Origin of the sequence: Streptomyces sp. HD (genome assembly GCF_028369295.1) — a bacterium.
In the GTDB taxonomy this organism is placed as follows: Bacteria; Actinomycetota; Actinomycetes; order Streptomycetales; family Streptomycetaceae; genus Streptomyces.
This window is the reverse complement of the sequence record NZ_JAQMYP010000015.1, coordinates 100,828-125,594: the sequence shown is the minus strand read 5'-3', so window position 1 is coordinate 125,594 and position 24,767 is coordinate 100,828. Positions and strand designations below refer to the sequence as shown.

Annotated in this window: 17 protein-coding genes; 4 read left to right on the top strand and 13 right to left on the bottom strand. The window is 69.3% G+C overall.

The genetic code is table 11. From position 1 onward, the window contains the following. Window positions 1–42: 42 nt before the first annotated feature. Window positions 43–1,059 (bottom strand): hypothetical protein, encoded by a 1,017-nt coding sequence (locus tag POF73_RS17090; protein WP_272116040.1) that lies wholly within the window; start codon window positions 1,057–1,059, stop codon window positions 43–45. A gap of 110 nt (window positions 1,060–1,169) precedes the next feature. On the opposite strand from POF73_RS17090, the gene POF73_RS17085 reads away from it, so the two are divergent. After that, window positions 1,170–2,060 (top strand): NAD(P)-dependent oxidoreductase, encoded by an 891-nt coding sequence (locus POF73_RS17085; protein WP_272116038.1) that lies wholly within the window; start codon window positions 1,170–1,172, stop codon window positions 2,058–2,060. 67 nt (window positions 2,061–2,127) lie between these two features. Here POF73_RS17085 and POF73_RS17080 read toward each other — a convergent pair whose 3' ends face one another. Next, a complete protein-coding gene (locus POF73_RS17080) occupies window positions 2,128–2,946 on the bottom strand; it encodes a class I SAM-dependent methyltransferase (protein ID WP_272116036.1) in 819 nt (272 codons plus the stop codon). A 140-nt stretch (window positions 2,947–3,086) separates the two neighbouring features. Here POF73_RS17080 and POF73_RS17075 point away from each other — a divergent pair, with 140 nt between their 5' ends. Beyond that, window positions 3,087–3,467, top strand: coding sequence for an NTP pyrophosphohydrolase (locus tag POF73_RS17075; RefSeq protein WP_272116034.1), 381 nt, complete (start codon window positions 3,087–3,089; stop codon window positions 3,465–3,467). Window positions 3,468–3,609: 142 nt separating this feature from the next. Here the strand turns inward: POF73_RS17075 and POF73_RS17070 are convergent, their stop codons facing one another. The 9 genes from POF73_RS17070 to ngcE form a co-directional block, all read right to left on the bottom strand. Further along, window positions 3,610–5,133, bottom strand: coding sequence for an amino acid permease (locus tag POF73_RS17070; RefSeq protein ID WP_272116032.1), 1,524 nt, complete (start codon window positions 5,131–5,133; stop codon window positions 3,610–3,612). Window positions 5,134–5,309: 176 nt separating this feature from the next. Continuing rightward, window positions 5,310–7,238, bottom strand: coding sequence for a 1-deoxy-D-xylulose-5-phosphate synthase (gene dxs / locus POF73_RS17065; RefSeq protein WP_272116029.1), 1,929 nt, complete (start codon window positions 7,236–7,238; stop codon window positions 5,310–5,312). A 294-nt stretch (window positions 7,239–7,532) separates the two neighbouring features. Next, a complete protein-coding gene (locus POF73_RS17060; RefSeq protein WP_272116027.1) occupies window positions 7,533–8,828 on the bottom strand; it encodes a sugar ABC transporter permease in 1,296 nt (431 codons plus the stop codon). After that, a complete protein-coding gene (locus POF73_RS17055; protein ID WP_272116025.1) occupies window positions 8,825–9,619 on the bottom strand; it encodes an ATP-binding cassette domain-containing protein in 795 nt (264 codons plus the stop codon). Before POF73_RS17055 ends, POF73_RS17060 begins: the two co-directional genes overlap by 4 nt. 200 nt (window positions 9,620–9,819) lie before the next feature. Then, window positions 9,820–10,920 carry a sugar ABC transporter substrate-binding protein gene (locus tag POF73_RS17050; protein WP_272116123.1) on the bottom strand — a complete coding sequence of 367 codons (1,101 nt, stop codon included), beginning with the start codon at window positions 10,918–10,920 and terminating at the stop codon, window positions 9,820–9,822. Window positions 10,921–11,053: 133 nt separating this feature from the next. Continuing rightward, window positions 11,054–12,265 (bottom strand): ROK family transcriptional regulator, encoded by a 1,212-nt coding sequence (locus POF73_RS17045; RefSeq protein ID WP_272116023.1) that lies wholly within the window; start codon window positions 12,263–12,265, stop codon window positions 11,054–11,056. Window positions 12,266–12,501: 236 nt separating this feature from the next. Then, window positions 12,502–13,425 carry a carbohydrate ABC transporter permease gene (locus tag POF73_RS17040; RefSeq protein ID WP_272116021.1) on the bottom strand — a complete coding sequence of 308 codons (924 nt, stop codon included), beginning with the start codon at window positions 13,423–13,425 and terminating at the stop codon, window positions 12,502–12,504. A 5-nt stretch (window positions 13,426–13,430) separates the two neighbouring features. Continuing rightward, window positions 13,431–14,357, bottom strand: a complete 927-nt coding sequence (locus POF73_RS17035; RefSeq protein WP_272116019.1) for a carbohydrate ABC transporter permease — start codon at window positions 14,355–14,357, stop codon at window positions 13,431–13,433. A gap of 58 nt (window positions 14,358–14,415) precedes the next feature. After that, the gene (ngcE, locus tag POF73_RS17030; protein WP_272116017.1) at window positions 14,416–15,879 is read right to left on the bottom strand and encodes an N-acetylglucosamine/diacetylchitobiose ABC transporter substrate-binding protein; all 1,464 of its coding nucleotides are present in this window, start codon (window positions 15,877–15,879) and stop codon (window positions 14,416–14,418) included. A gap of 413 nt (window positions 15,880–16,292) precedes the next feature. Here ngcE and POF73_RS17025 point away from each other — a divergent pair, with 413 nt between their 5' ends. Together POF73_RS17025 and POF73_RS17020 are read left to right on the top strand one after the other, a co-directional pair. After that, window positions 16,293–20,036 carry a GH92 family glycosyl hydrolase gene (locus tag POF73_RS17025; protein ID WP_272116120.1) on the top strand — a complete coding sequence of 1,248 codons (3,744 nt, stop codon included), beginning with the start codon at window positions 16,293–16,295 and terminating at the stop codon, window positions 20,034–20,036. Window positions 20,037–20,056: 20 nt separating this feature from the next. Then, window positions 20,057–22,045, top strand: a complete 1,989-nt coding sequence (locus POF73_RS17020) for an alpha-glucuronidase (protein WP_272116016.1) — start codon at window positions 20,057–20,059, stop codon at window positions 22,043–22,045. Here the strand turns inward: POF73_RS17020 and POF73_RS17015 are convergent. Together POF73_RS17015 and POF73_RS17010 are read right to left on the bottom strand one after the other, a co-directional pair. After that, window positions 22,039–24,063 carry a beta-galactosidase gene (locus POF73_RS17015; protein ID WP_272116014.1) on the bottom strand — a complete coding sequence of 675 codons (2,025 nt, stop codon included), beginning with the start codon at window positions 24,061–24,063 and terminating at the stop codon, window positions 22,039–22,041. The genes POF73_RS17020 and POF73_RS17015 overlap by 7 nt on opposite strands. Beyond that, window positions 24,060–24,743 (bottom strand): hypothetical protein, encoded by a 684-nt coding sequence (locus tag POF73_RS17010; protein WP_272116011.1) that lies wholly within the window; start codon window positions 24,741–24,743, stop codon window positions 24,060–24,062. The genes POF73_RS17015 and POF73_RS17010 overlap by 4 nt, the downstream gene beginning before the upstream one ends. Window positions 24,744–24,767 lie beyond the last annotated feature (24 nt).

Genomic DNA, 24,767 nt, shown 5'->3' with positions numbered 1-24,767 from the left:
GGCCCCCGCCGCTGTGGCGGGGGCCCTTCGCGTCGCCGGTGATCAGACCTCGCGCCACGCCTCCAGCGCCAGCCCCGGCTCGTCCTTGCGCCGGGTGACGAGGAGTCGGCCGGTGGACGGGGACAGGGAGGCGGCGACGACGCGTTCGTCCTCGTCGACCGTCAGCGCGACGACCGCGTCCGCCGGGAGCTGCGGTCCCGACTCGGTCCACCAGGCGCCCGCCGACTCCTGCTCCGTCGGATACGCGGCGAAGGCGATGCGGCCGCTCGCCGAGCGCTGGGCTAGCAACGTGCAGTCGTGGCCGTCGAGTTCGCAGCGGATCGCGGAGACCGGGCCGGGGCCGGCGGACGCCAGCAGGGTGACCGGCTTGGTGCCGGGGCGCCAGGCGCACAGGTCGCCGGAGTCGTCGGCGTAGAAGAGGGTGGTGTGCTCGGCGGAGGTGGCCAGGGCGTGCAGGCTGCCCGCCCGGACCGGGGTCTCCACCGCCTCCTCCAGGACCGGGACGCTGCCCGGCTTCTCCTGCCGCCAGTGCAGGAGGGCGCCGGGGACGGTCGCGTACAGCTCGACCAGCCCGGACTCCCCCGTAACCGCCGCCGTCCGGTCGTCCACCTCGCTGCCCTTGAGGTCGCGCCACGGCCCCCAGCCGCCGACCTCCTTCTGACCGCGCATGCTGACGCCGCCCGCCCTGTTGCGGACGAAGACATGGGCCCGCCCCACCGCGTCGACCGTGACGGCGGGAGTGCCGGTGCTGTCGCCGGACTTGTCGGGGTGGCCGATGGAGATCCAGTCCAGGGCGGCAAGCCGCGGCCGGAAGTGCGTGGAGTGGACCAGGCCCGCCTCGCCCGCCCTGGTGGGACGCCAGGCGGCCAGATGGGCGTAGGCGTCGGCGCCGTGGCCGACCGCGGGGCCCGGGCGCAGCTTCTGGTCGCCGCCGACCCGGCGTGGGGGTTCCCAGGGGCCGCCGGGTCCGAGTTCCGCCCGGCACAGCACGGCGTCGTCGGTCGGCAGATAGACGCTGAGGCGGCCGTCGCGGCCGCGGATGAGCCAGTCGCCGTTCACCGGTTCACTCTATTCGGGGGTGCAGCGCCGGGTGGCCCCGGCCCCGGGCAAGCTGGATCACAGCAGCAACGTCAGCAGCAACGTCCGTACGAGAACAGGAAGTCGACGTCATGACCGACAAGCTCACCGTGAGCGTCCTGGGCACCGGCATCATGGGCGCCGCGATGGCCCGCAACCTGGCGCGAGCCGGACACGGCGTCCGCGCCTGGAACCGCACCCGCGCCAAGGCCGAGCCGCTGACCGCCGACGGCGCGTTCGTCGCCGACACCCCCGCCGAGGCGGTCCAGGGCGCCGATGTCGTCCTGACCATGCTGTACGACGGTCCCGCGACGCTGGACGTCATGCACGAGGCGGCGCCCGGGCTGCGTGCCGATGCCGTGTGGATGCAGTCGACGACGGCCGGGATCGACTTCATCACCGACCTGGCCGCCTTCGCCCGCGAGCACGGCCTGGTCTTCTACGACGCCCCCGTGCTGGGCACCCGTCAGCCCGCCGAGGCCGGTCAGCTCACCGTGCTGGCGGCCGGGCCGGTCGAGGGACGGGACACGGTGACGCCGGTGTTCGACGCCGTCGGCGCCCGCACGGTGTGGACCGGCGAGGACGGCGGGGCGGGCACCGCGACCCGCCTGAAGCTGGTCGCCAACAGCTGGGTGCTCGCGGTGACCAACGCGGCCGGCGAGGTGCTGGCACTCGCCAAGGCCCTGGACGTGGACCCGCAACGCTTCTTCGAGGTGATCGACGGCGGCCCGCTCGACATGGGGTATCTGCGGGCCAAGACCGGCCTGGTGCTGAACGACCGGCTGTCCCCGGCCGCGTTCGCGGTGACCACGGCGGCGAAGGACGCGCGGCTCATCGTGGAGGCGGGTGAGCGGCACGGCGCCCGCCTGGACGTGGCCGAGGCGAGCGCGGAACGCTTCGAACGGGCGGCTGCGCTGGGGCACGGGGACGAGGACATGGCGGCGGCGTACTTCGCGAGCTTCGAGGATGCCGAGGACGCCTGATCTGCACTGGGCAACGGGGTACGGGAGCACGGGAGCCAGGCGCTGCCGCCGGCAGCAGGGTCGGCGTTCAGCGACGGCAGACGAGGATGCCGGCCATGGACCTGACCTCGAAGGCCCCGTACCGGGCGATGTGGTCGACGAGGATTGTGCGGGCCCGCTCGATCGTGGCCTCGAACGGCACGTCGTACTGGTCCGCCCACGCCCGGTAGGACGCCATGTGTGCGATGACCGGCCCGGGCTCCCGGACCGTGACGGTGCCGGGGAGTTCGATCGTCTCCACCCGGCCGAACTCCTCCCCCAGCAGGGCCGGAGCCTGCTCCAGGGTGAAGCGGGCACCGAGCGCGATACGGGCCGGGCCGCGTCCGGTGCCGAGGACGTCGCCCGCGGCCCGCTGCCACAGGTCTTCGAGTTCCGCCTTGTCCCGGGCACGGGTGGTGGAGGCGACCAGCACGCCGTCACGGGCGACCACGCGGGACAGCTCCCTGATCGCCCGGGGAATGTCCGGGACGTGGTAGAGCATGTGCAGCGCCAAGGCCGCGCCGACACTCCCCGTGGCCAACGGCAGCCGCGTGGCGTCCGCCACGGCGACTGGTCCGGGGACGCCCGCGAGGATGCCGGGAGAGAGGTCCAGTCCGAGCAGCGCCAGGTCGGGCCGGTCCGCGCGGAGCCGCTGGATGAACGTGCCGTTGCCGCACCCGACGTCGACCACTCGCCCGCGTACGCCCCTGAGCTGCTCGGCGACGAGACCGGGCAGGTCGTGACGGGGCGTCTGCCACCGGTAGAGCGCCTGACGGGCGGCCAGGTCCCGGCCGCTGCGGTAGGCGCTGCCGGTGAGGCGGGCCCTGTCTGTGACGGCGGCGTCGTGTGCGGCGGACTGTTCGGTCACGTCGTCGGCTCCGGTGGTCGGCGCATGCAGGGTCACCTCACCAGATACCCGAACCGCCCGGGCTCGGCACACGCCGTCCGGGCTCCGCACACGACGCCCGGTCAGGTCACCGGCGTGTCCCGCCATGGGACCCTTGCCGCATGACTGAGGACGTCCCCCTGCTCGTGATCGTCGACGCCGCGAACGTGGTCGGATCGGTGCCCGACGGATGGTGGCGGGACCGGCGGGGGGCCGCGGAGCGGTTGCGGGACCGGCTGGCGTCGGACGGGGTGCCGGGGCGTGCGGGGCCCGTCGAGATCGTGCTCGTGGTGGAGGGGGCGGCGCGTGGCGTGGAGCCGGTGCCGGGGGTGCGGGTGGAGTCCGCGGCCGGGAGCGGGGACGATCACATGGTCGAGCTCGTCGGGCGGGCGGGGGGCCGGCCCTGCCTGGTGGTGACCGCGGACCGTGAACTGCGGCGGAGGGTGACGGAGTTGGGCGCGGAGGTGGCGGGGCCGCGTTCGGTGCGGCCGGGGCCGTCGTAGCCGTAATAGCCGTAATAGCCGTAATAGCCGTAATAGCCGTAACCAGTGGTGAACGCTGTCCGGCCCCGCAGTTCCCGCCGAGGCAGGACGTACGGGGCCGGAGATTCGGGCCGCAAGGCCATCCGTCAACCGTGCGGCTCGACTACTCGGCGTCTCCGCGCGGCGGCTTTGTCACCTCGCCCACGGTCGTCTCCTCATGCCGTGCGAGGCGGCTGTGGGTGCGGCCGTAGAGGAAGTACACGAAGAAGCCCACGACCATCCAGATGGCGAACCGGACCCATGTCTCGGCGGGCAGGTTGATCATCAGCCACAGCGAGGCGAGGACCGACAGGATCGGGAGGACCGGCACCCACGGGGTGCGGAACGACCGGTGCAGGTCGGGGCGGGTCCTACGGAGGATGATGACGCCGATCGCCACGACCACGAAGGCGAACAGGGTGCCGATGTTCACCAGGGCCGCGAGTTCGGTCAGCGGGGTGAAGCCGGCGAGGACCGCGATGATCACGCCGAGCAGGATGGTCGGCCGGTGCGGGGTCTTGAACCGCGGGTGGACGTGGGAGAAGAAGCGCGGCAGCAGTCCGTCCCGGCTCATCGCGAAGAAGACCCGGGTCTGGCCGAGGAGCAGGATCATGCAGACCGTCGTCAGGCCGACCGCGGCGCCGAAGCTGATGAAACCGGCGTACCAGGGATGTCCGGTCTCCTTGAAGGCGTCGGCCAGCGGGGCGTCGACGGACAGCTTGGTGTAGTGCTGCATGCCCGTGACGACGATCGACACGGCGACGTACAGCGTGGTGCAGATGAGGAGGGAACCGAGGATGCCGCGCGGCATGTCACGCTGCGGGTTCTTGGTCTCCTCGGCGGCCGTCGCCACCACGTCGAAGCCGATGAAGGCGAAGAACACCACCGAGGCTGCGGTGAAGATGCCCATCACGCCGTAGTTGGAGGGCGCCCAGCCGAACATGAGCTGGATCAGCGGGGCGTCGAGATTGCCGGCGGCCTCGACCGTCTGGGTCTTGGGGATGAACGGGTCGTAGTTGTCGCCGTCGATGAGGAACGCGCCGGCGATGATCACGGTCAGGACGACGACCACCTTGATGGCCACGACCAGGGACGTGATCCGCGCGGACAGCTTCATGCCGAGCACGAGGATGAAGGTGAGGACGAGGACCAGGGCGGCGGCGAGGATGTCGAAGCCGAAGACGTCGGCGCCCTCTCTGCTGCCCAGGGACGCGGGCATCTCCCAGCCCGCGTTGTCCATCAGGGACTGGATGTAGCCGGACCAGCCGACGGCCACCACCGCCGTGCCCAGCGCGAACTCCAGGACCAGGTCCCAGCCGATGATCCAGGCGGGCAGTTCCCCCAGCGAGGCGTACGAGAACGTGTACGCGGACCCGGCGACCGGGACCGTGGACGCGAACTCGGCGTAACAGAGCGCGGCCAGCGCGCAGGCGACGCCGGCCGTGACGAAGGCCAGGGCCACCGCCGGTCCGGCGTTGTTCTTCGCGACGGTGCCGGTGAGAACGAAGATGCCGGTGCCGATGATGACACCGACACCGAAGACGGTCAGATCCAGCGCGGACAAGGACTTCTTGAGCGCGTGCTCTGGCTCCTCGGTATCGAGGATGGACTGCTCGACTCTCTTCGTCCGGAAGAGGGTACTGCTCACGGTCGTACCTCCCACGCTTGTCGTCCCCGACATGATCGAGAGGGGGCGTGGTACGCATGCCCCGGCGTGGGCGGATTCACACAGATGGGCCGGTTCCGCCACCAACACGGGTGGCGGAACCGGCCCATCCGGCCGTACCGCTGTTGCCGGTCCCCGGTGGACCGGTCCGGGGCGGGTCAGTCCCGGGCGGGCTCCACCGAGTCGACTTCGGCGGTCGTACGGTCGAAGCGGCCGTCCAGCTTGGAGACGAGCCCGGTGACCTGGCGGGCGATGTCGGGGGCGGTGAGGCCGATCTCGGCCATCACCTCGGCGCGGGAGGCGTGGTCGAGGAAGCGCGGCGGGATGCCGAAGTCACGCAGCGGGACGTCGACGCCCGCGTCGCGCAGGGCCTGGGCGACCGCCGAGCCGACGCCGCCGACGCGGCTGTTGTCCTCGACGGTGACGACGACGCGGTGGCGCTCGGCGAGCGGGGCCATGGCCTCGTCGACGGGCTTGACCCAGCGCGGGTCGACGACGGTGGTGGTGATGCCCTGCTTGTCGAGGAGCGAGGCGATCTCCAGGCACATGGGGGCCAGCGCGCCCACCGAGACGAGCAGCACGTCGGGCGTGTCCGTCCCCGGCTCGCGCAGGACGTCCATGCCGCCGACGCGGCCCACGGCGGGCACGGCGGGGCCGACGGCGCCCTTGGAGAAGCGGACGACGGTCGGCGCGTCCTTGACCTCGACGGCCTCGCGCAGCTGCGCCCGCACCTGGTCGGCGTCGCGCGGGGCGGCGAGCCTGAGGCCGGGCACGACCTGGAGGATCGACATGTCCCACATGCCGTTGTGGGAGGCGCCGTCGGTGCCGGTGACGCCGGCCCGGTCGAGCACGAAGGTGACCCCGCACTTGTGCAGCGCGACGTCCATGAGGACCTGGTCGAAGGCGCGGTTGAGGAACGTGGCGTAGACGGCGAAGACGGGGTGTACGCCGCCGGTCGCGAGGCCCGCCGCGCTCACGGCGCCGTGCTGCTCGGCGATGCCGACGTCGTAGATCCGGTCCGGGAAGGTGTCCGCGAACTTCTTCAGGCCGACCGGCTGGAGCATCGCGGCGGTGATCGCCACGATGTCCTCGCGCTCCTTGCCGAGCTTGACCATCTCGTCGCCGAAGACGGACGTCCAGTCGGCGCCCGAGGCCTTGATCGGCAGACCGGTGTCGGGGTGGATGGGGCCGATGCCGTGGAAGCGGTCGGCCTCGTCCTGGAGGGCGGGCTGGTAGCCGCGGCCCTTCTCGGTGAGGCAGTGCACGATGACGGGCCCGCCGAAGCGCTTGGCCCGCGCGAGCGCCGACTCCAGCGCCTCGATGTCGTGGCCGTCGATGGGGCCGACGTACTTGAGCCCGAGGTCCTCGAACATGCCCTGCGGCGTGATGAAGTCCTTGAGGCCCTTCTTGGCGCCGTGCAGGGTCTCGTAGAGGGGCTTGCCTACGACGGGCGTGCGGTCGAGGATCTCCTTCGTGCGGGCGAGGAAGCGCTCGTACCCGTCGGTCGTCCGCAGCGTGGCCAGGTGGTTGGCGAGACCGCCGATGGTCGGGGCGTACGACCGTTCGTTGTCGTTGACGACGATGACGAGCGGGCGGTCCTTGGCCTCGGCGATGTTGTTCAGCGCCTCCCAGGCCATACCGCCGGTCAGCGCGCCGTCACCGATGACGGCGACGACATGGTCGTCGCGTTTGAGCAGTTCGTTGGCCTTCGCGAGCCCGTCGGCCCAGCCGAGGACCGTGGACGCGTGGCTGTTCTCGATGACGTCGTGCTCGGACTCGGCCTGCGAGGGGTAGCCGGACAGGCCGCCCTTCTTCTTCAGCCGGGAGAAGTCCTGCCGCCCGGTGAGCAGCTTGTGCACATAGGACTGGTGACCGGTGTCCCAGAGCACCTTGTCCTTGGGCGAGTCGAAGACGCGGTGCAGGGCGATGGTCAGCTCGACCACACCGAGGTTGGGGCCGAGGTGGCCGCCGGTCTTGGAAACCGCGTCGACGAGGAAGGTCCGGATCTCCTCTGCCAGCTGGACCAGCTGCTCAGGGCTGAGCCGGTCCAGATCGCGCGGTCCCGTGATGCGGGTCAGCAGCGGCACCCGTGCCTCCTTGCAGTAGAGCTGTTCGAGCTGTTGCCGGGCTTGTCGAGTCTAATGTTCCGCTCAGGCGGAAGGTTCCCGGCCCGGGAGTCGTACATCACGCATTCGGCTCTACCCAACAACACGCTGTACTACAACGCCGCAAAGGGGCGCGGGGCTGTGTCCATATGCGGCTACCGCCGCGTGGGCGCGACCCACAACGCCGCAAAGGGGCGCGGGGAACTGCGCGACCGGCCACAACGGACCGGCACCCGCCAGTTCACCCACGCCCCTACGGCGCTACTGCGTCCCCCGCTACGCGCGCCCTGCGGTCTTCTGCGTCTTCCGGGTGATCGAGTCGATCACAACGGTCGTCAGCAGAACGCCGGCGGTGATCATGTACTTCACCGGCTCGGCGATGGACTCCAGCTGGAGCCCGTACTGGATCGAGACGATCACCAGCACACCGAGCAGCGCGTTCCAGGTCCGGCCACGCCCGCCGAACAGCGACGTACCACCGATGACGGCCGCCGCGATGGCGTTCATCAGCAGGTCACCGGTACCGGCGCTCTGGTTGGCGGACGCGATCTTCGAGGCCAGGAAGAGACCACCGATGGCGGCGAACCCGCCCGAGATCGCGAACACGGAGATCCGCACCGCGGTGACGTTGATACCGGCACGACGCGAGGCCTCGACGCTGCCACCGAGCGCGAAGACCTTGCGGCCGTACGAGGTACGCCGCAGCAGGAAGTCCGTGCCCACCAGGAACACCAGGAAGATCACGGTGGCCAGCGGCAGGCCCTTGTACTGGTTGTACATGATCGCCGCGGCGAAGGAGACGACACCGAGGAGCACGGTCCGCAGGATCGTGTCGCTCAGCGGCCGGGACGGGATGCCCGCCGCGTCCCGCCGGCGGTTGCTCAGGAACGACGTGAGGAAGAACACCGCCGTCATCACGGCCGCGAGGCCGTACGCCGCCGCGACGTCCGTGAAGAAGTACGTCGTCAGCTTGCCGATCAGCCCCTCGCTGTCGAGGTTGATCGTGCCGTTCTCGCCCAGTGTCTGGAGCATGAAGCCGAGCCAGAAGAGCAGACCGGCCAGCGTCACGGCGAACGCCGGAGCGCCCAGCACCGCGAAGAAGAAGCCGTGCGCCGCACCGATGACGGCGCCGGCCGCGACGGCGAAGAGTACGGCCGCCCACTCGGGCCAGCCCTGGTTCACAGCGAGGACGGCGGCGATGGCGCTGGACGCGCCGCTGACCGAGCCGACGGACAGGTCGATCTCGCCGAGCAGCAGCACGAAGACGATGCCGACGGAGATCATGCCCGTGCCGACCATCGTGACGGTGATGTCGCTGATGTTCTGCGCGGACAGGAAGGCGGAGTTCAGGCTCTGGAAGATGACGCAGATGACGACCAGGCCGAGGATGACCGGCAGGGAGCCGAGCTCACCGGCCTTCATCTTGCGCCGGAACTCGGTGATGTAGCCGGCCAGACCCTGCTCCTGCACCAGCAGGCGGGGGTCGACGGCGGTCACCGCGGCCGCGGCCGCCTCGGTGTTGAGGACCTCGTGCTCGTCCTGCGCCGTCGCGGAGGTCTTGTCGATGCTCACTTGGAAGCCTCCCCGTTCCCGCTGCGTGCCGCACGGCGGGTCACGGCGTTGTCGGTGGCGCCGGTGATGGCGGAGATGATCTCCTCCTGCGAGGTCGTCTTGACCTCGAAGACGCCGTTGTTCTGACCCAGCCGCAGTACGGCGACCTTGTCGGCGACGGCCTTCACATCGGCCATGTTGTGGCTGATGAGGATGACCGCGTGGCCACGCTCGCGCAGCCGCTCGACCAGGTCGAGGACCTGGGCGGTCTGCTCGACGCCGAGGGCGGCGGTGGGCTCGTCGAGGATGACCAGCTTGGGCTCGCCGAGCATGGAGCGGGCGATGGCCACGGTCTGGCGCTGACCGCCGGACAGCGAGGCGATCGGGATCCGCACGCTGGGGATGCGGATCGACAGCGTCTGGAGCAGCTCGCGCGAGCGGCGCTCCATCTCGACCTCGTCGAGGACACCCCACTTGCGGACCTCACGGCCCAGGTACAGGTTTCCTACGACGTCGATGTTGTCGCACAGCGCGAGGTCCTGGTAGACCGTCGCGATGCCCAGGCTCTGGGCGTCGTGCGGCCGGTTGATCGAAACGGCCTTGCCTTCCCATTCGATGACGCCCTCATCGATGGGGTGCACGCCGGCGATCGTCTTGACCAGCGTGGACTTTCCGGCGCCGTTGTCGCCCACCAGGGCGACCACTTCACCGGCGTGGACCTCAAGCTCTACGTCGGTGAGCGCCTGAACGGCACCGAAGCGCTTGGAGACCCCGCGCAACGCCAGCACGGGCGTAGCGGACACGTGAACCATCTCCTTCGCCGCCTGACCCGGCGGAAGGGTTGTACAGAGAGATTGGGGGGTTCCGTCCGGCGCCCCGCACCGAGCTTGCGGGGCTGTCGTATGCGCGGGGCGCCGGAGGAGTCTGGAGCGAGCAGTCATGTCCCGTGCGGGAATTCAAGGACGAATTCCCGCACCTGGAAAGGGACCGGTACTGCTCGGCCGGTGCCGGTCTACTTGAGGCCGGCCTTGGCGCAGGCGTCCTTGTACTTGCCGGTGCAGATCTCGTCGATCGTGTAGAAGCCTTCCTTGATGACCGTGTCGTTGATGTTCTCCGTGGTCAGCGACACGACCGGGATCAGGGCGGCCGGGATGTCCTGCGCGCTGCCGCTGGAGACCTTGTCCTTGGCGATGGAGTCCAGCTTCTCGCCCTTGGCCAGCGCGACGGCCATCTCGGCGACGACGTTGGCTTCCTGCGGGTAGGACTTGAACACGCTCATGTACTGGTCGCCGGCGACGATGCGCTGCACGGCGGCGAGCTCGGCGTCCTGGCCGGTGACCGGGACCTTGAGGCCGGCGGCCTGGAGGGCGGTGATGGCACCGCCGGCCATGCCGTCGTTGGCGGAGTAGACGCCGGCGATGTTGTTCTTGCCGACCGCCGAGATCGCCGCCTCCATCTCGGAGTTGGCGTTCTCCGGCTTCCACTCCTTGGTGTCGTACTCCTTGGCGATGGTGACCTTGCCGTCGAGGGCGGAGTGGGCGCCCTTCTTGAACTGGGCGGCGTTCGGGTCGGTGACCGAGCCGTTGATCATGACGATCTTGGAGTCCTTGGTGGCCTTGTCACCCAGGGCCTTCAGCAGGGCCTCGCCCTGGGTCCTGCCGACCTCCTCGTTGTCGAACGAGGTGTAACCGCTGATCGGGCCCTCGGCCAGACGGTCGTAGGCGACGACCTTGATGCCCTGGTCCACGGCCTTCTGCACAGAGTTCTTGATCGCCTTGGCGTCGACCGCGTCCAGGATGAGGACGTCCACCTTGTTGGTGATCATGGTGTCGACCTGCTGCGCCTGCAGGTTGGCGTCCTGCTTGGCGTTGTTGTAGTCGATCTTCGCCTTGCCGTTCGTCAGCTCCTTGATCTTCTGCTCGATCAGCGGGCGGTCGAACTTCTCGTAGCGAGCGGTCTGGTTCTCCGGGAGCAGGAGACCGACCTTGATGTTGTCGCCCTTGGCGGCGCTGGCGGTGGAGTCGTTGTCGCCGCCCGCTTCCTCGGCGCTGCCACAGGCAGCCAGCGAGATGGCCATCGCACCTGCGGCAACGGCAACGGCGGCACGACGCATACGCGTGTTCACTTCAGAAACCTCCCTGACGAGGCCGCGACGTTGCGGCCGAGGTGGCTGGAAGTCAACTCGGCCACACGTGCGACGTCAAGAAGTAAATCCTTAACGGGTTGGCAACGGTGCCATCCGTTCTCTAAGTGAAGGCAGGCGCAGCCGCATGCAGCGCGCCGGCCGCACTCCCGTCCAAAAGCGCCGAATCACCCATCTCGCTCAGCGCGAGCGCGAGGGCTCCGAGCACCTCTGCGCGACCGCCAAGTGCCCCAGGAAGAACGGACAGTTGGCGCGCCGCACTGGGGATGGCGTAGCGCCCGACGGACTCCCTGATGGGCCCGAGGACCAGCTCGCCGGCCTCGGCGAGATCACCGCCCAGGACCACTCGGCTCGGGTTCAGAAGGTTGCAGAGGTTGGCGACTCCACTGCCGATATGGCGGCCGACGTCGGCGATCACCCGACGGCAACCCGGGTCTCCCTCCCTGGCCAGCCGCACGACGCCCTCCATGGTGAGGTCGGTGCCGTGACTGGACTGGAGGAGCGGGAGCACATAGCGGGCGGCCGCGAAGGTCTCCAGGCAGCCCCGGTTTCCGCAGCGGCAGACCGGGCCGGATTCATCCAGAGTAATATGCCCGATTTCTCCCGCTGTGCCACCCGGGCCGCGATAGATCTTGCCGCTGATGACGAGGCCGGCACCGACACCGCTGGCGACCTTGATGTACGCCAGGTCCCGCACGCCCCGCCCGCTGCCCCAGACCAGCTCGCCCAGCGCGCCCAGGTTGGCGTCGTTGTCCACGTGCACGGGCACGCCGAGCCGGCCGCGCATCTCCTCGGCGGGCTTGGTGCCGGTCCAGCCCGGCAGGATGGCGGTGGAGCCGAGGGTGCCGGACTCGACGTCGATCGGGCCGGGCACGCCGAGGCCCACCCCGGCGATCTTGGAGCGGTCGACGCCGGTCGCCGCGATCAGCCGGTTGACCAGCTCCTCGGCCCGGTCGAAGCCCTGCGACGAGGACGCGTCGACGTCGAGCGGCTCGGACTCCTCGGCCAGCACCTGGTGGGCGAGGTTCCCGACCGCCACCCGCAGATGCGTATGGCCGAAGTCGACCCCTATGACGATCCCGGCGTCTCCGCTCAGCGAGACGCTGCGGGCCCGGCGGCCGCCCGCCGAGGTGGGCGTGACCTCGACCGTTCCGCCGTCCTTGAGCTCACGGACGATATTGGAGACCGTGGCAGCGGACAGACCCGTCGTCCGCGCGATCTCCGCCTGGGTGAGAGATCCGGCCAGCCGTACGGCCCGCACGACCCGCTCCAGATTGGCTCGGTGCAGCGACGACTGCGACCCCGGAGTCTCCACGACGACCTCCTGCGCGCGGGACCGCTTCGATGAGGCCCCGTTCGTGTCCAACTAGTGAACTCTAAGCTGAGCCGTTCGGGTTGCCTCCCGTCAAGAGGTTGAACCGGATCCGGGATTGTGTACACGCACACGTGAGCCACCCCTGTGTGGGGTGGCTCACTGTCGACGCGGAGTGACACGCTCCTCACGTTGGGACCAACAGACAGCGTTTACTTCACGGCTTCAACGCCCGGCGGCTACTTCAGCGCCCCCGCCGTCAGCCCCGCGACCACCTGCCGCTGGAACACGATGTACGCGGCGAGCACCGGCAGCATCGCCATCACCAGACCGGCGAAGAGGCCCGACCAGTCGCCCTTGTAGCCCTGGCTGACGGCCAGCTGCACCAGGCCCTGGGTGAGGACCCGCTTGTCGGGGTCGGTGTTGAGGACCGTGGGCAGCATGTACTGGTTCCACTGGCCCAGGAAGTTGAAGATGCCGACGCTGATCAGGCCCGGCTTGGCCATCGGGAGCATGATCTGGAAGAACGTACGGGTGTGCGAGGCGCCGTCGACGAAGGCCGCCTCGGCCACCGACGTGGGCAGCGTGCGGAAGAACGCCGTGAGGAAGAACACCGTGAACGGCAGCGAATACGCGATGTAGACCAGGATCAGGCCGTGGATCGTGTTGAGCAGCCCCATGTTGTTCACGACGTAGAACAGCGGGACCAGCGCGAGCATGATCGGGAAGCTCATGCCGCCGATGAAGAGGAAGTAGATGAAGCGGTTGCCCGGGAAGTCGAAGCGGGCGAGTACATAGGCCGCCATCGAGCCGAGAACCAGGGTGCCGATGAGCGAACCCCCCACCACCAGGATGGTGTTGAGGAAGTAGTCGCTCATGTTGGCCTCGGTCCACGCCCGCGACCAGTTCGAGAAGTGCAGCGTGTCCGGCAGTGCCCAGGGCGAGCCGAAGATGGAGGCGTCGTCCTTGAAGGACGTCATCACCGCCCAGAGCAGCGGCATGGCGACCATGAACGCCCAGATGACGAGAACGCCGTGGGAGAAGACGTTGAGGACGCCGCCCTCCTTCTTCTCCCTCCCCGGCGATTTCGTCGGTACGTCGATCTTGGTGACGGGCATACCGGACTCGGCCGGTACGGGAGCGGTGGTCTCGGTCGTCTTCATCTCTCTCAGAACTCCAGCCGCTCGCGCCGCCCCAGCCGCATCACGACCGCGGCGAAGGCCAGCGTGACGACGAGCAGGGCCACACCGATCGTGGTGGCGTAGGCGGCCTGCCCGTCACGGAACGCTTTCTGGTACACGTACAGGACCATGACCGTGGTCGAGTAGTCGGGACCGCCGGGCCCGGTCGTCATGATGTGTACGACCGCGAACGACTCGGCGCCGAGGGCGAGGATGCCCATGTAGACCCAGCCGGACTGCACGGTGTCCCACAGCAGCGGCAGGGTGATCCGGAAGAACGTACTGGCGCGGCCGGCGCCGTCGAGCAGCGCGGCCTCGTACAGATCCGCCGGAATGGAGGCCATACCGGCGGAGAACAGGACCACGAAGAAGCCGACCGTCGACCAGACGATCACCCCCATCACCGCCCACAGGGCGAGGTTCGGGTCACCCAGCCAGAGCGGCTGGACGCTGTCGAGTCCGATGCCGCGCAGGATCGAGTTGATCGCGCCGCTGTCCGGGTTGTACGCGAAGGCGAACAGCAGGGCGACGATGGCGATCGACAGCACCTGCGGGAAGAAATAGACGATCTTGTAGAAGGAGGAGCCGCGGACTCCGGTGATGGCCGGGCCGCCCTTTCTCCGCCGTCCGCCCACATTGATCATGAAGGCGAGGAACAGCGCGAAACTGAGTGTCACCAGCGGCAGCAACAACGCGAACAACAGGCTGTGCTGCAACGACTTCCAGAAGATGTCGTCGTCGAGCATTCTCTCGTAGTTGTCGAAGCCGACCATCTTGAATTCGGGGCTCAGCCCCGTCCAGTCCGTGAACGAGTAGTAGATGGACTGGATGAACGGCCAGACGACGAAGAGCGCGTACAGCCCCAGGGGCACCGCGAGGAACCCCACGATGAACCGGTACTTGCCGTGCTGCATTGCTATCGACCCCGATCTGCGCGCGGGTGCAGCCGCTGGTGACGGGTCCTCAACGGACCTACTGGTGCTTGTAGTGCTTGATCGACGTGTCCTTCGCCGCCTCGTCGGCGAAGCCCTGGATCTTCTTGATGGCCTCGGCCGGGGTGAGACGGCCGGCCATCATCTCGCCGAGACCGGACACACCGATCTTCTCCTTCTGCAGCTGCACGTACCAGTCCTGCAACCGCGGGTTCACCACGTTCTGGCCGGCCTTTTCCAGCGCCGCGACGCCGGACTTGAGGCCCGGGGTGAGGGTGATGCCGTCGGTGCCGCCGTTGTACGCGGTGAGCGACTTGACCTTGCTGGTGAAGTTCTTGGAGCTCGCCTCGCTCAGCATGATCCGCAGCTGCTCCATACCGCCGGCCGTGTTCTTCGCCTTGGCAGGGACGATGAAGGGCTCACCGCCGGAGGCCCAGATCGTGCCGAAGGGCAGCTTGTCGGAGCTGTCGATGCCGGTCGGCGCGGAGACGGCGAGGGCGAAGTCCTTCGGGATGACCTTCGCCGACTCGTTCTCCACCCAGGAGCCGTTCGGGATGAACAGCGCCTTGCCCTGGGCCCACGCGGTCTGCGACTGGATGTGGTCCAGGCCCGGGGTGCCCTTGAGGACGTAGCCCTTCTTGTAGAGCTCGTAGTAGGCCTCGAAGCAGGCCTTGACCGCCGGGTGCTTCCAGGCGTTCGGCTCCAGGTTGTCGATGGCGTCGAGGACCTCGACGCCGCCGACCTTGCCGATCATCGGGTAGAGCGAGAAGGGCAGGTAGTACGGGTACTTGCCCGCGTACGTCCAGCCCGCCATGCCCTTCTTCTTGGCCTTCTCGCAGACCGCGAGCATCTGGTCCCAGGTCTCGGGGTACTGCTCGTCGAGCGAGTCCAGGGCCTTCTGCGAGTACCAGACGCCGTACACCGTGTAGGCGTAGTACATGATCCAGACCGGGTCGCCGTCGAACTGGCCCATCTCGACGATGCCGGGGCGCAGCGTGTCGCGGACCTTCTTGTTCGGGTCGTCGTACGACGGGGAGTCGAGCAGGGGCGTGAGGTCGGCGAGCTGATCCTTGCCGACCAGGACGCCCATATCCATCTGCTCGGCGCCGGAATTGTCGATGAGGTCCGGCGGGGTGCCCTGGTTGAAGCGGGGCTGGAGGGTGGACTGGATCTTCTGGGTGGCGGAGAACTTCACCTGCACCTTGGGGAAGTTCGTTTCGTAGATCTTCACGGAGTCCTCGGCGTACTCCTTGCCGAAGCCGCCGTCGAACAGGACGAACTCCATCTGCGCGGTGTCATTGACGCCGAGCGGGTTCTTCTCGGTCTTCTTGCCTTCCTTGGCCTTGTCACCGTTGCCGCCGCCCCCGCTGCTGGCACACGCGGAAAGGAAGCTCATCGTGGGGACGGAGATCAGGCCGAGCGCGGCGGACCGCTTGATCAGATCGCGGCGCCCCACGCCTGCGGAGCCGTTTTTCCCAGGGTTCTGTGCGGAAGTGGATCCCATGCTCAAGTCCTCGCCTTCTCCAGGACTCAGGCGGTGAACCGGATCCTCCCGGCACCGCGATCGGGTCAAGCTGGGGTCGTGCAGGAAGTGCGGAATCATGTGAAGTGCCGACAGGTATAGTCCACTTCCCGCCAGCGGAGCAAGATCGAATGCAAGGTTGGCCGATGGTCTTTTCCGAGTTGAGACCTCACGGAAATATGAGTGGCCTGTGCGTCGCTTGCCCGAAAAATCCGCGACATAAGCCCCGAACGCCACAGCCAACGCCCTTGACAATACTTGGCACTTGAGCCACAACTGATCCTTGCGCAGCGAAGTTGACAACGTTGTCCCGTGCGCAGGGAGGGTACCCGTTGAAGCAGCAGAGAGCTCGGCACAGATGGGGTACGGCGGTCGTGTCGGCGACCGCCTTTTGTTTGGCCGTGGGCTCGCAGGGCGCGGCGGTCGCCCTGCCCGAGGCGCCCGCGGCGGCCGACCGGGAGTTCGCCTCCTCGTTCGAGGCGGGTGACCCGGCACCCGACTGGCTCAATACCGTCGACACGGAACCGGACGGCACCAAGCGGGCCTCGGGCGTCGACGGCGGCTACAGCAGCGGCATTCCGGGCAATGTGACCGACCATGTCACGGACGTACGCGCGAGCGGCGAGAACGCCGGCGGCGGGGAGGTGAAGGAGAACCTCGTCGACGGGGAGTCGAGCAGCAAATGGCTGGTCTTCGAATCCGCCGGGTGGGTGGAGTTCGACCTTGACAAATCGGTGAAAGTCGCGAAATACGCACTCACTTCGGCCAATGACTACGCCGAGCGTGACCCCCGCGACTGGACCCTGAAGGGCTCCACGGACGGCAAGGACTGGAAGACCCTCGACAGCCGCGCCGGTGAGACGTTCACCGAAAGGTTCCAGACAAAGACGTACGACATCGCGGAACCGGCCGAGTACCAGCACTTCCGGCTGGAGGTCACCAAGAACAACGGCGCCTCCGACATCCTCCAGCTCGCCGACGTCCAGTTCTCCACGGGCGGCGGCGACGGCCCGGTCCCGCAGGACATGCTCTCCCTGGTCGACCGCGGCCCGAGCGGCTCGCCGACCGCGAAGGCGGGCGCCGGCTTCACCGGCAAGCGGGCGCTCAGATACGCCGGCCGGCACACGGCGGACGGGCGGGCGTACTCGTACAACAAGGTCTACGACGTGAACGTGGCCGTCGGCCGCGACACCCGCCTCTCCTACCGGATCTTCCCGTCGATGGCGGACGGCGACCGCGACTACGACGCCACGAACGTCTCCGTCGACCTCGCCTTCACCGACGGCACCCACCTCAGCGACCTCGGCGCCACCGACCAGCACGGCTTCCCGCTCTCCCCGCGCGGGCAGGGCGCGGCCAAGGTGCTCTACGTCAACCAGTGGAACCACGTCGCCTCGCGGATCGGGTCGGTCGCCGCGGGCAGGACGGTCGACCGGATACTCGTGGCGTACGACTCCCCCAAGGGCCCGGCGAAGTTCCGGGGCTGGCTGGACGACCTCACGCTGAAGTCCGCGGCCCCCGAGAAGCCGAAGGCCCACCTCTCGGACTACGCGCTCACCACGCGCGGCACCCTCTCCAGCGGCGGCTTCTCGCGCGGCAACAACTTCCCGGCGACCGCCGTGCCGCACGGCTTCAACTTCTGGACGCCGGTGACGAACGCCGGCTCGCTGAGCTGGCTGTACGACTACGCACGTGCGAACAACGACGACAACCTGCCGACGATCCAGGCGTTCAGCGCCAGCCATGAGCCCAGCCCCTGGATGGGTGACCGGCAGACCTTCCAGGTGATGCCGTCGGCCGCCGCCGGCACCCCGGACAGCGGGCGTGAGGCGCGCGAGCTGGCCTTCCGGCACGAGAACGAGACCGCCCGGCCGTACTACTACGGGGTGCGGTTCGAGAACGGGCTCAAGGCGGAGATGGCACCGACCGACCATGCGGCGGCGCTGCGCTTCACCTACCCGGGCGCCGACGCGAGCGTCCTCTTCGACAACGTGACGGACCAGGCCGGGCTCACCCTCGACAAGGAGAACGGCATCGTCACCGGCTACTCGGACGTGAAGTCCGGACTGTCGACGGGCGCGACCCGGCTCTTCGTGTACGGCACGTTCGACAAGCCGGTGACCGAGGGTTCCTCCAGTGGAGTGAAGGGACACCTCCGCTTCGACGCCGGCGCCGACCGGACCGTCACGCTCCGCCTCGCCACCTCGCTGATCAGCATCGACCAGGCGAGGGACAACCTGCGCCAGGAGATCCCCGACGGCACCTCCTTCGACTCCGTGAAGTCACGCGCCCAGCGCCAGTGGGACCGGCTGCTCGGCAAGGTCGAGGTGGAGGGCGCCACGCCGGACCAGCTGACCACGCTGTACTCCAGCCTGTACCGGCTGTACCTGTACCCCAACTCCGGTTTCGAGAAGGTCGGTTCGAAGTTCCGTTACGCGTCTCCGTTCTCGCCGATGCCGAATCCCGACACGCCGACGCACACCGGCGCGAAGATCGTGGACGGCAAGGTGTACGTGAACAACGGCTTCTGGGACACCTACCGGACCACCTGGCCGGCGTACTCACTGCTGACGCCGAGCCAGGCGGGTGAGATGGTCGACGGCTTCGTGCAGCAGTACAAGGACGGCGGCTGGACCTCCCGCTGGTCCTCCCCCGGCTACGCCGACCTGATGACCGGCACCTCCTCGGACGTCGCCTTCGCCGACGCCTATGTCAAGGGCGTCGACTTCGACGCGAAGTCGGCGTACGACGCGGCCGTGAAGAACGCCACGGTCGTGCCGCCGTCCTCGGGCGTGGGCCGCAAGGGCATGGAGACCTCGCCCTTCCTCGGCTACACCAGCGCCGAGACGCACGAGGGCCTGTCGTGGGCGCTGGAGGGCTACCTCAACGACTACGGCATCGCGCGGATGGGCCTGGCGCTGTACAAGAAGACCGGTGACAAGCGCTACAAGGAGGAGTCCGAGTACTTCCTCAACCGCGCCCAGGACTATGTGAACCTCTTCGACTCGAAGGCCGGCTTCTTCCAGGGCCGGGACGCCAAGGGCGACTGGCGCGTCGAGTCCTCGAAGTACGACCCGCGCGTGTGGGGCTACGACTACACCGAGACGAACGGCTGGGGATACGCCTTCACGGCCCCCCAGGACAGCCGGGGCCTCGCCAACCTCTACGGCGGCCGCAGCGGCCTCGCCGACAAGCTCGACGAGTACTTCGCCACCCCGGAGACGGCCTCCCCCGACTTCGTCGGCTCCTACGGCGGCGTCATCCACGAGATGACCGAGGCGCGGGACGTCCGCATGGGCATGTACGGCCACTCCAACCAGGTCGCCCACCACGCCACCTACATGTACGACGCGGCCGGGCAGCCCTGGAAGACGCAGAAGAACGTCCGTGAGGTGCTGTCGCGGCTGTACGTCGGCAGCGAGATCGGGCAGGGCTACCACGGCGACGAGGACAACGGCGAGCAGTCGGCCTGGTTCCTGTTCTCCGCGCTGGGCTTCTATCCGCTGGTCATGGGCAGCGGCGAGTACGCCATCGGCTCGCCCCTGTTCACCAGGGCGACCGTCCATCTGGAGAACGGCCGCGAGCTGGTGGTGAAGGCGCCGAGGAACAGCGCCCGCAATGTGTACGTCCAGGGCCTGAAGGTCAACGGCGTTCCGTGGAGGTCGACTTCGCTGCCGCACTCGCTGATCGCGAGGGGCGGGGTCCTGGAGTTCGACATGGGGCCGAAGCCCTCGTCCTGGGGCACCGGCAAGAACGCGGCGCCCGTGTCGATCACCGAGGACGACGAGGTGCCGACGCCACGGGCGGACGTACTGAAGGGTGACGGGGCCCTGTTCGACAACACGTCGGGGACCGAGGCGAGCGTCACCGCGGTGGACCTGCCGGTGTCCGAGGGTGCCAAGGCCGTGCAGTACACCCTCACCTCGCCGGCGGACCGGGCGAAGGCGCCGACCGGCTGGAAGCTCCAGGGGTCCGAGGACGGCACCACATGGCGGACCCTCGACGAGCGCTCCGGGCAGTCCTTCACATGGGACCGCCAGTCACGGGCGTTCACCGTGGGGTCTCCGGGTACGTACGGGAAGTACCGCCTGGTGATCGACGGTGAGGCGGTGGTGTCGGAAGTCGAACTGCTCGCCTGAGCAACGACGTTGGGGGTCTCATGCAGGGTGTCGATCCGGCCTGGCTGCCGGACGGGGCGTTCCGGCCGATCGGCACCCGGCGGACACTGATCCGCGGCTCGGGTCCACTGGTGGACACCGTGCACGGGGAGGTGGCGCAGGCCTGCGCACGGTTCGCGGGAAGCGTCTCGCGCGAGGCGTCCCCCGGACCGTGCGACCTGCTGCTGGAGCTGACCGGCACGGACGGAGGCGACGGCGGCGAGGCGTTCACCTTCGAGCGCGGGGGCGGCCGTACGACGGTGACCGCCTCCGGCGGCCCCGGCCTGCTGTACGGCCTCTTCCACGTCGTACGGCTCGGGGAGGCGGCGTTCCAGGGCTCGCACGAACGCTCGACGCACCGGCCCGAGGTGGCGCTGCGGATGCTCGACCACTGGGACAACGTGGCGGTGCATCCGGTGATGGGCCAGGTGGAGCGCGGATACGCCGGCGGGTCGCTGTTCTGGGCGGACGGCCGGGCTCGTGGGGAACTGCTGGGGCGGGTGCGGGCGTACGGCAGGCTGCTGGCGGCGTGCGGGATCAACGCCGTGGCCGTGAACAACGTCAACGTGCACGCGGCCGAGGCGCATCTGCTGACCGACCGGATCGGCGAAGTGGCCGACATCGCGGGCGCGCTGCGGCCCTACGGCATCCGGACCCATCTGTCGGTGACCTTCGCCGCGCCGATGGTGCTCGGGGGCCTGGCGACCGCCGATCCGCTGGACGAGGCGGTACGCGCGTGGTGGGCCGAGGCGACCGCGCGGGTGTACGGGGCGATCCCCGACTTCGGCGGGTACGTGGTGAAGGCCGACTCCGAGGGACAGCCGGGGCCCTTCGCGTACGGCCGCAGTCACGCGGACGGTGCGAACATGCTGGCCGCCGCGCTGACTGCGGCTGACAGCGGCTCCGCCACGAGGTCCGGCGGCACGGTGCACTGGCGGGCGTTCGTCTACGACCACCGCCAGGACTGGCGGGACCGCACGACGGACCGGGCGCGGGCGGCGTACGACCATTTCGTGCCGCTGGACGGGGAGTTCGCCGCCAACGTCGTGCTCCAGGTGAAGCACGGTCCCATGGACTTCCAGGTACGAGAGCCGGTCTCGCCGCTGATCGGTGCCATGCCGCGCACCCGGCTCGCGGTGGAGATGCAGGCCACCCAGGAGTACACCGGGCAGCAACGGCATGTGTGCTGGCTCGGGCCGATGTGGAGCGAGGTGCTGCGGTTCCGGCCGGGTGGGCCCGAAGAGGGCGGGTTCGTGAGTGAGTTGGCGCGTGGCGGTCTCGTCGCCGTGTCGAACGTCGGTGACGATCCGTTCTGGACCGGGCATCCGCTGGCCCAGGCGAACCTGTACACCTTCGGGCGGCTGGCCTGGCAGCCGGACGCGGACCCGGGCCGGATCCTCGACGAATGGATCGGGCTCACCTTCGAGGCCGCCGCGGTGGCCGGGGTGCGCGCGGTGCTCGACGGCTCATGGCGGACGTACGAGAAGTACACCGCGCCGCTCGGGGTCGGCTGGATGGTGCAGCCCGGCCATCACTACGGGCCGAGCGTGGACGGCTACGAGTACAGCCCCTGGGGCACCTACCATTTCGCCGACCGCGACGGCATCGGCGTCGACCGCAGCGCGGCGACCGGCACCGGGTACGCGGGGCAGTACGCCAAGCCGTGGGCCGAGGTGTACGAATCACCTACCTCCTGCCCCGACGAGCTTTTGCTGTTCTTCCACCACGTGTCGTACGACCATGTACTTCGCAGCGGGAAGACGGTGATCCAGCACATATACGACACGCACTTCGAAGGCGTGGAAGAGGTGGAGGCGGCCCAGCGGGAGTGGCAGGGGCTGGCGGGCCTCGTGGACCCGGCGCGCCACGCGCGGGTCGCCGAGCGCTACGAGGAGCAGCTCCGCAGTGCCCGCGAGTGGCGCGATCAGATCAACAGCTACTTCTTGCGCAAGTCGGGTGTGCCCGACGCACATGGGCGGCGCATCTACTGAACGCGCAGGACCGCCGTGCCGAGCGGGTCCAGGGTGAGCGGTTCGCCCTCGTCGACCCGTTTGCCGGTGAGCAGGTCGGTGGCGGTGGTGCGGGCGGTCAGGCGGGCCGGTTCGGGGGCGTGGTTGAGGAGGAAGAGGAGGCGGGTGCCGTCGGGGGAGAGGCGGGTCGCGGTCTCGACGGTCGGGTGGTCGGCGTAGGGGCCGATGAGGTCGTGGCGGGCAAGGACGCGACGGACGACCCGGTCGACCCCCGGCTGGTCGAGAGCGGTGGCGACGTACCAGCCCTCTCCCCCGCGGTCCCCGAAACCGTGCCGGGTGACGGCCGGGGTGCCCGCGTAGAAGTCGGCGCCGTATGTGCCGACCGGCTCGGCGCCGCGCAGTTGCACCAGCTCGAAGACGAGCCGGGCCTCCGCCTCGTACTCCCCCATCCGCACGGGCTGGACGAAGTCACGCGGCCGGGAGTCCCATTCGTCGACGCGGACGCCCATGAGGGGCGCGAGCGGGCCGGGCACGTCGGCGAGGAAGGCGCGGTCGTGTTCGTCGACGCGGCCCGAGAGGAACGTCGTCAGGACCGTGCCGCCGCGTGCGGCCACGGCTTCCAGGCGCTGCGTCAGGTCGCCCTTGACCATGTGCAGGACCGGCGCGAGGACCACGTCGTACGCCGTGAGGTCGGCCGTGACCGCGACGACGTCGACATCCGCGCCGGCCCCACGCGCGGCCCGGTAGTGGGCGTGGACCACCTCCTGGTACCTGACCAGCCGGGACGGGCCGTCGGAGATCTCCAGGGTCCACCAGCTGTCCCAGTCGAAGAGGAGGGCGGTGCGGGCGGGAGTGCGGGCACCGAGCGTCGCGTCGCCCAGGGTCGCCAGCTCTCGTCCCAGGTCGGCCACTTCGCGGAACACACGGGTGTCGTCCCGGGCGGCGTGGCCGATGACTGCGCCGTGGTACTTCTCGCAGGCGCCGCGTGAGGCACGCATCTGGAAGTAGAGGGCCGCGTCGGCGCCGTGGGCGACGGCCTGGAAGGTGGCGAGCCTCAATTCCCCCGGTCTGCGCAGCGGGTTGACGTCGCGGCAGGCCGTCGTGGACGGCGTCTGCTCCATCAGCCAGAACGGCGCGCCGTCCTTGAGGCCGCGCATCAGGTCGTGGGCGAGGGCGGGCCAGGTGGGCGGGGCGTCGAGGGGCGGGTAGCTGTCCCAGGAGGCGAAGTCGAGGTGGGGTGCCCAGCGGTGGTAGTCGAGGGGGCGAAACATGCCCATGAAGTTGGTGGTGACGGGCGTGTCCTGGTCGTGGGCGCGGATCACCTCCTTCTCGGCGAGGAAGCAGCCGAGGAGGGCGTCGGTGGTGAAGCGGGAGTAGTCGAGGGTGATGCCCTGGAAGGCGGTGTGGTCGGGGCCCCGCCAGTGCTCGGTGAGGGCGCTCGGGGGCTCGATCTCGGCCCAGTCGGTGTAGCGGTGGGACCAGAAGGTGGTCCACCAGGCGTCGTTGAGGGCGTCGAGGGTGCCGTACCGGTCCTGGAGCCATGCCCGGAACGCCTCGGCGCACAGGTCGCAGTAGCAGGCGCCGCCGTACTCGTTGTTGATGTGCCAGGCGAGCAGCGCCGGATGGTCCGCGTAACGCTCGGCCAGGCGGGCCGCCATCGCCGTGGCGTGGTCGCGGTACGCCGGTGAGCTGGGGCAGAAGTTGTAGCGCTGACCGTAGCGGTGGCGGCGGCCCTCGAAGTCGGTGCGGTTGACCTCGGGGTGCCGCTTCGCCAGCCAGGGCGGGAGGGCCGCGGTGCCGGTGGCCAGGCAGACCTGGCGGTTCTCGGTGGCGGCGCGGTCGAGGATGCGGTCGAGGACCGTGAAGTCGTAGGTGTCGGGGGCGGGTTGGGTGAGGGACCAGGAGAAGACGCCGACGGTGAGGGTGTCGATGCGGGCCCGGGTGAACACGCGGTGGTCCTCGTCCCAGACCGACTCCGGCCATTGCTCGGGGTTGTAGTCGCCGCCGTACGGGATCCTCGGGGTGCGCGGCGCGGTCATGCGGTGAAGTCCTCCTGGGTCTCGGCGATCACCGGGCGGCCGCTGTGCAGCAGGGAGAGCAGCAGCGGGGCGGCCAGCAGGGCGGGCAGGGCCTCGGTCAGCAGGGCGGTCGACGCGGCCACCAGCACGAGCAGAGAGGCGGCGCCGAGGGTGGCGCGGGCGTGCCGGAAGAGGAAGTACCCGGCCAGTCGGGCTGTGTCCCGGGTACGGAACGTGAACAGCGAGGTCAGGAGCAGTGCGTGCGCGCCCCAGAGCAGGGAGCCGGCGCCGATGACCGTGAGCAGTACCGCCCACCAGCCGGGCAGGCCGGTGGCCGGGAAGTGGGTGACGGTGAAGGCGATGACGGTCAGCCAGGCGAGCAGGGGCGCCCAGAGCTTCAGGGCCGGCAGGGCGTTGAGCCGCCAGCCTCGTACGTAGGTGCGGGCCGGGTGCAGGTCCGTGAGGTCGTGGCTGCGGTGGTGGAGCGCGTACAGGGCAGCGGACAGCGCCGGACCCAGCGGCAGCAGGCATACGGCCGCGAGGGGCAGGTTGGCCTGGTCGGGACCGATCAGCGACAGGCCGGCGAGTCCGGGTGCGGCGGCGAGGAGCAGCAGGGCCTCGACCGTGACGAGGGTGTGGACGAGGCCGGCGGCGCGGGAGAGGACTCCGGCGCCGAAGTCGGCCGTGCGGACCCCGCTCATGAGGCCCCCTTGTGCCGGCTCGGG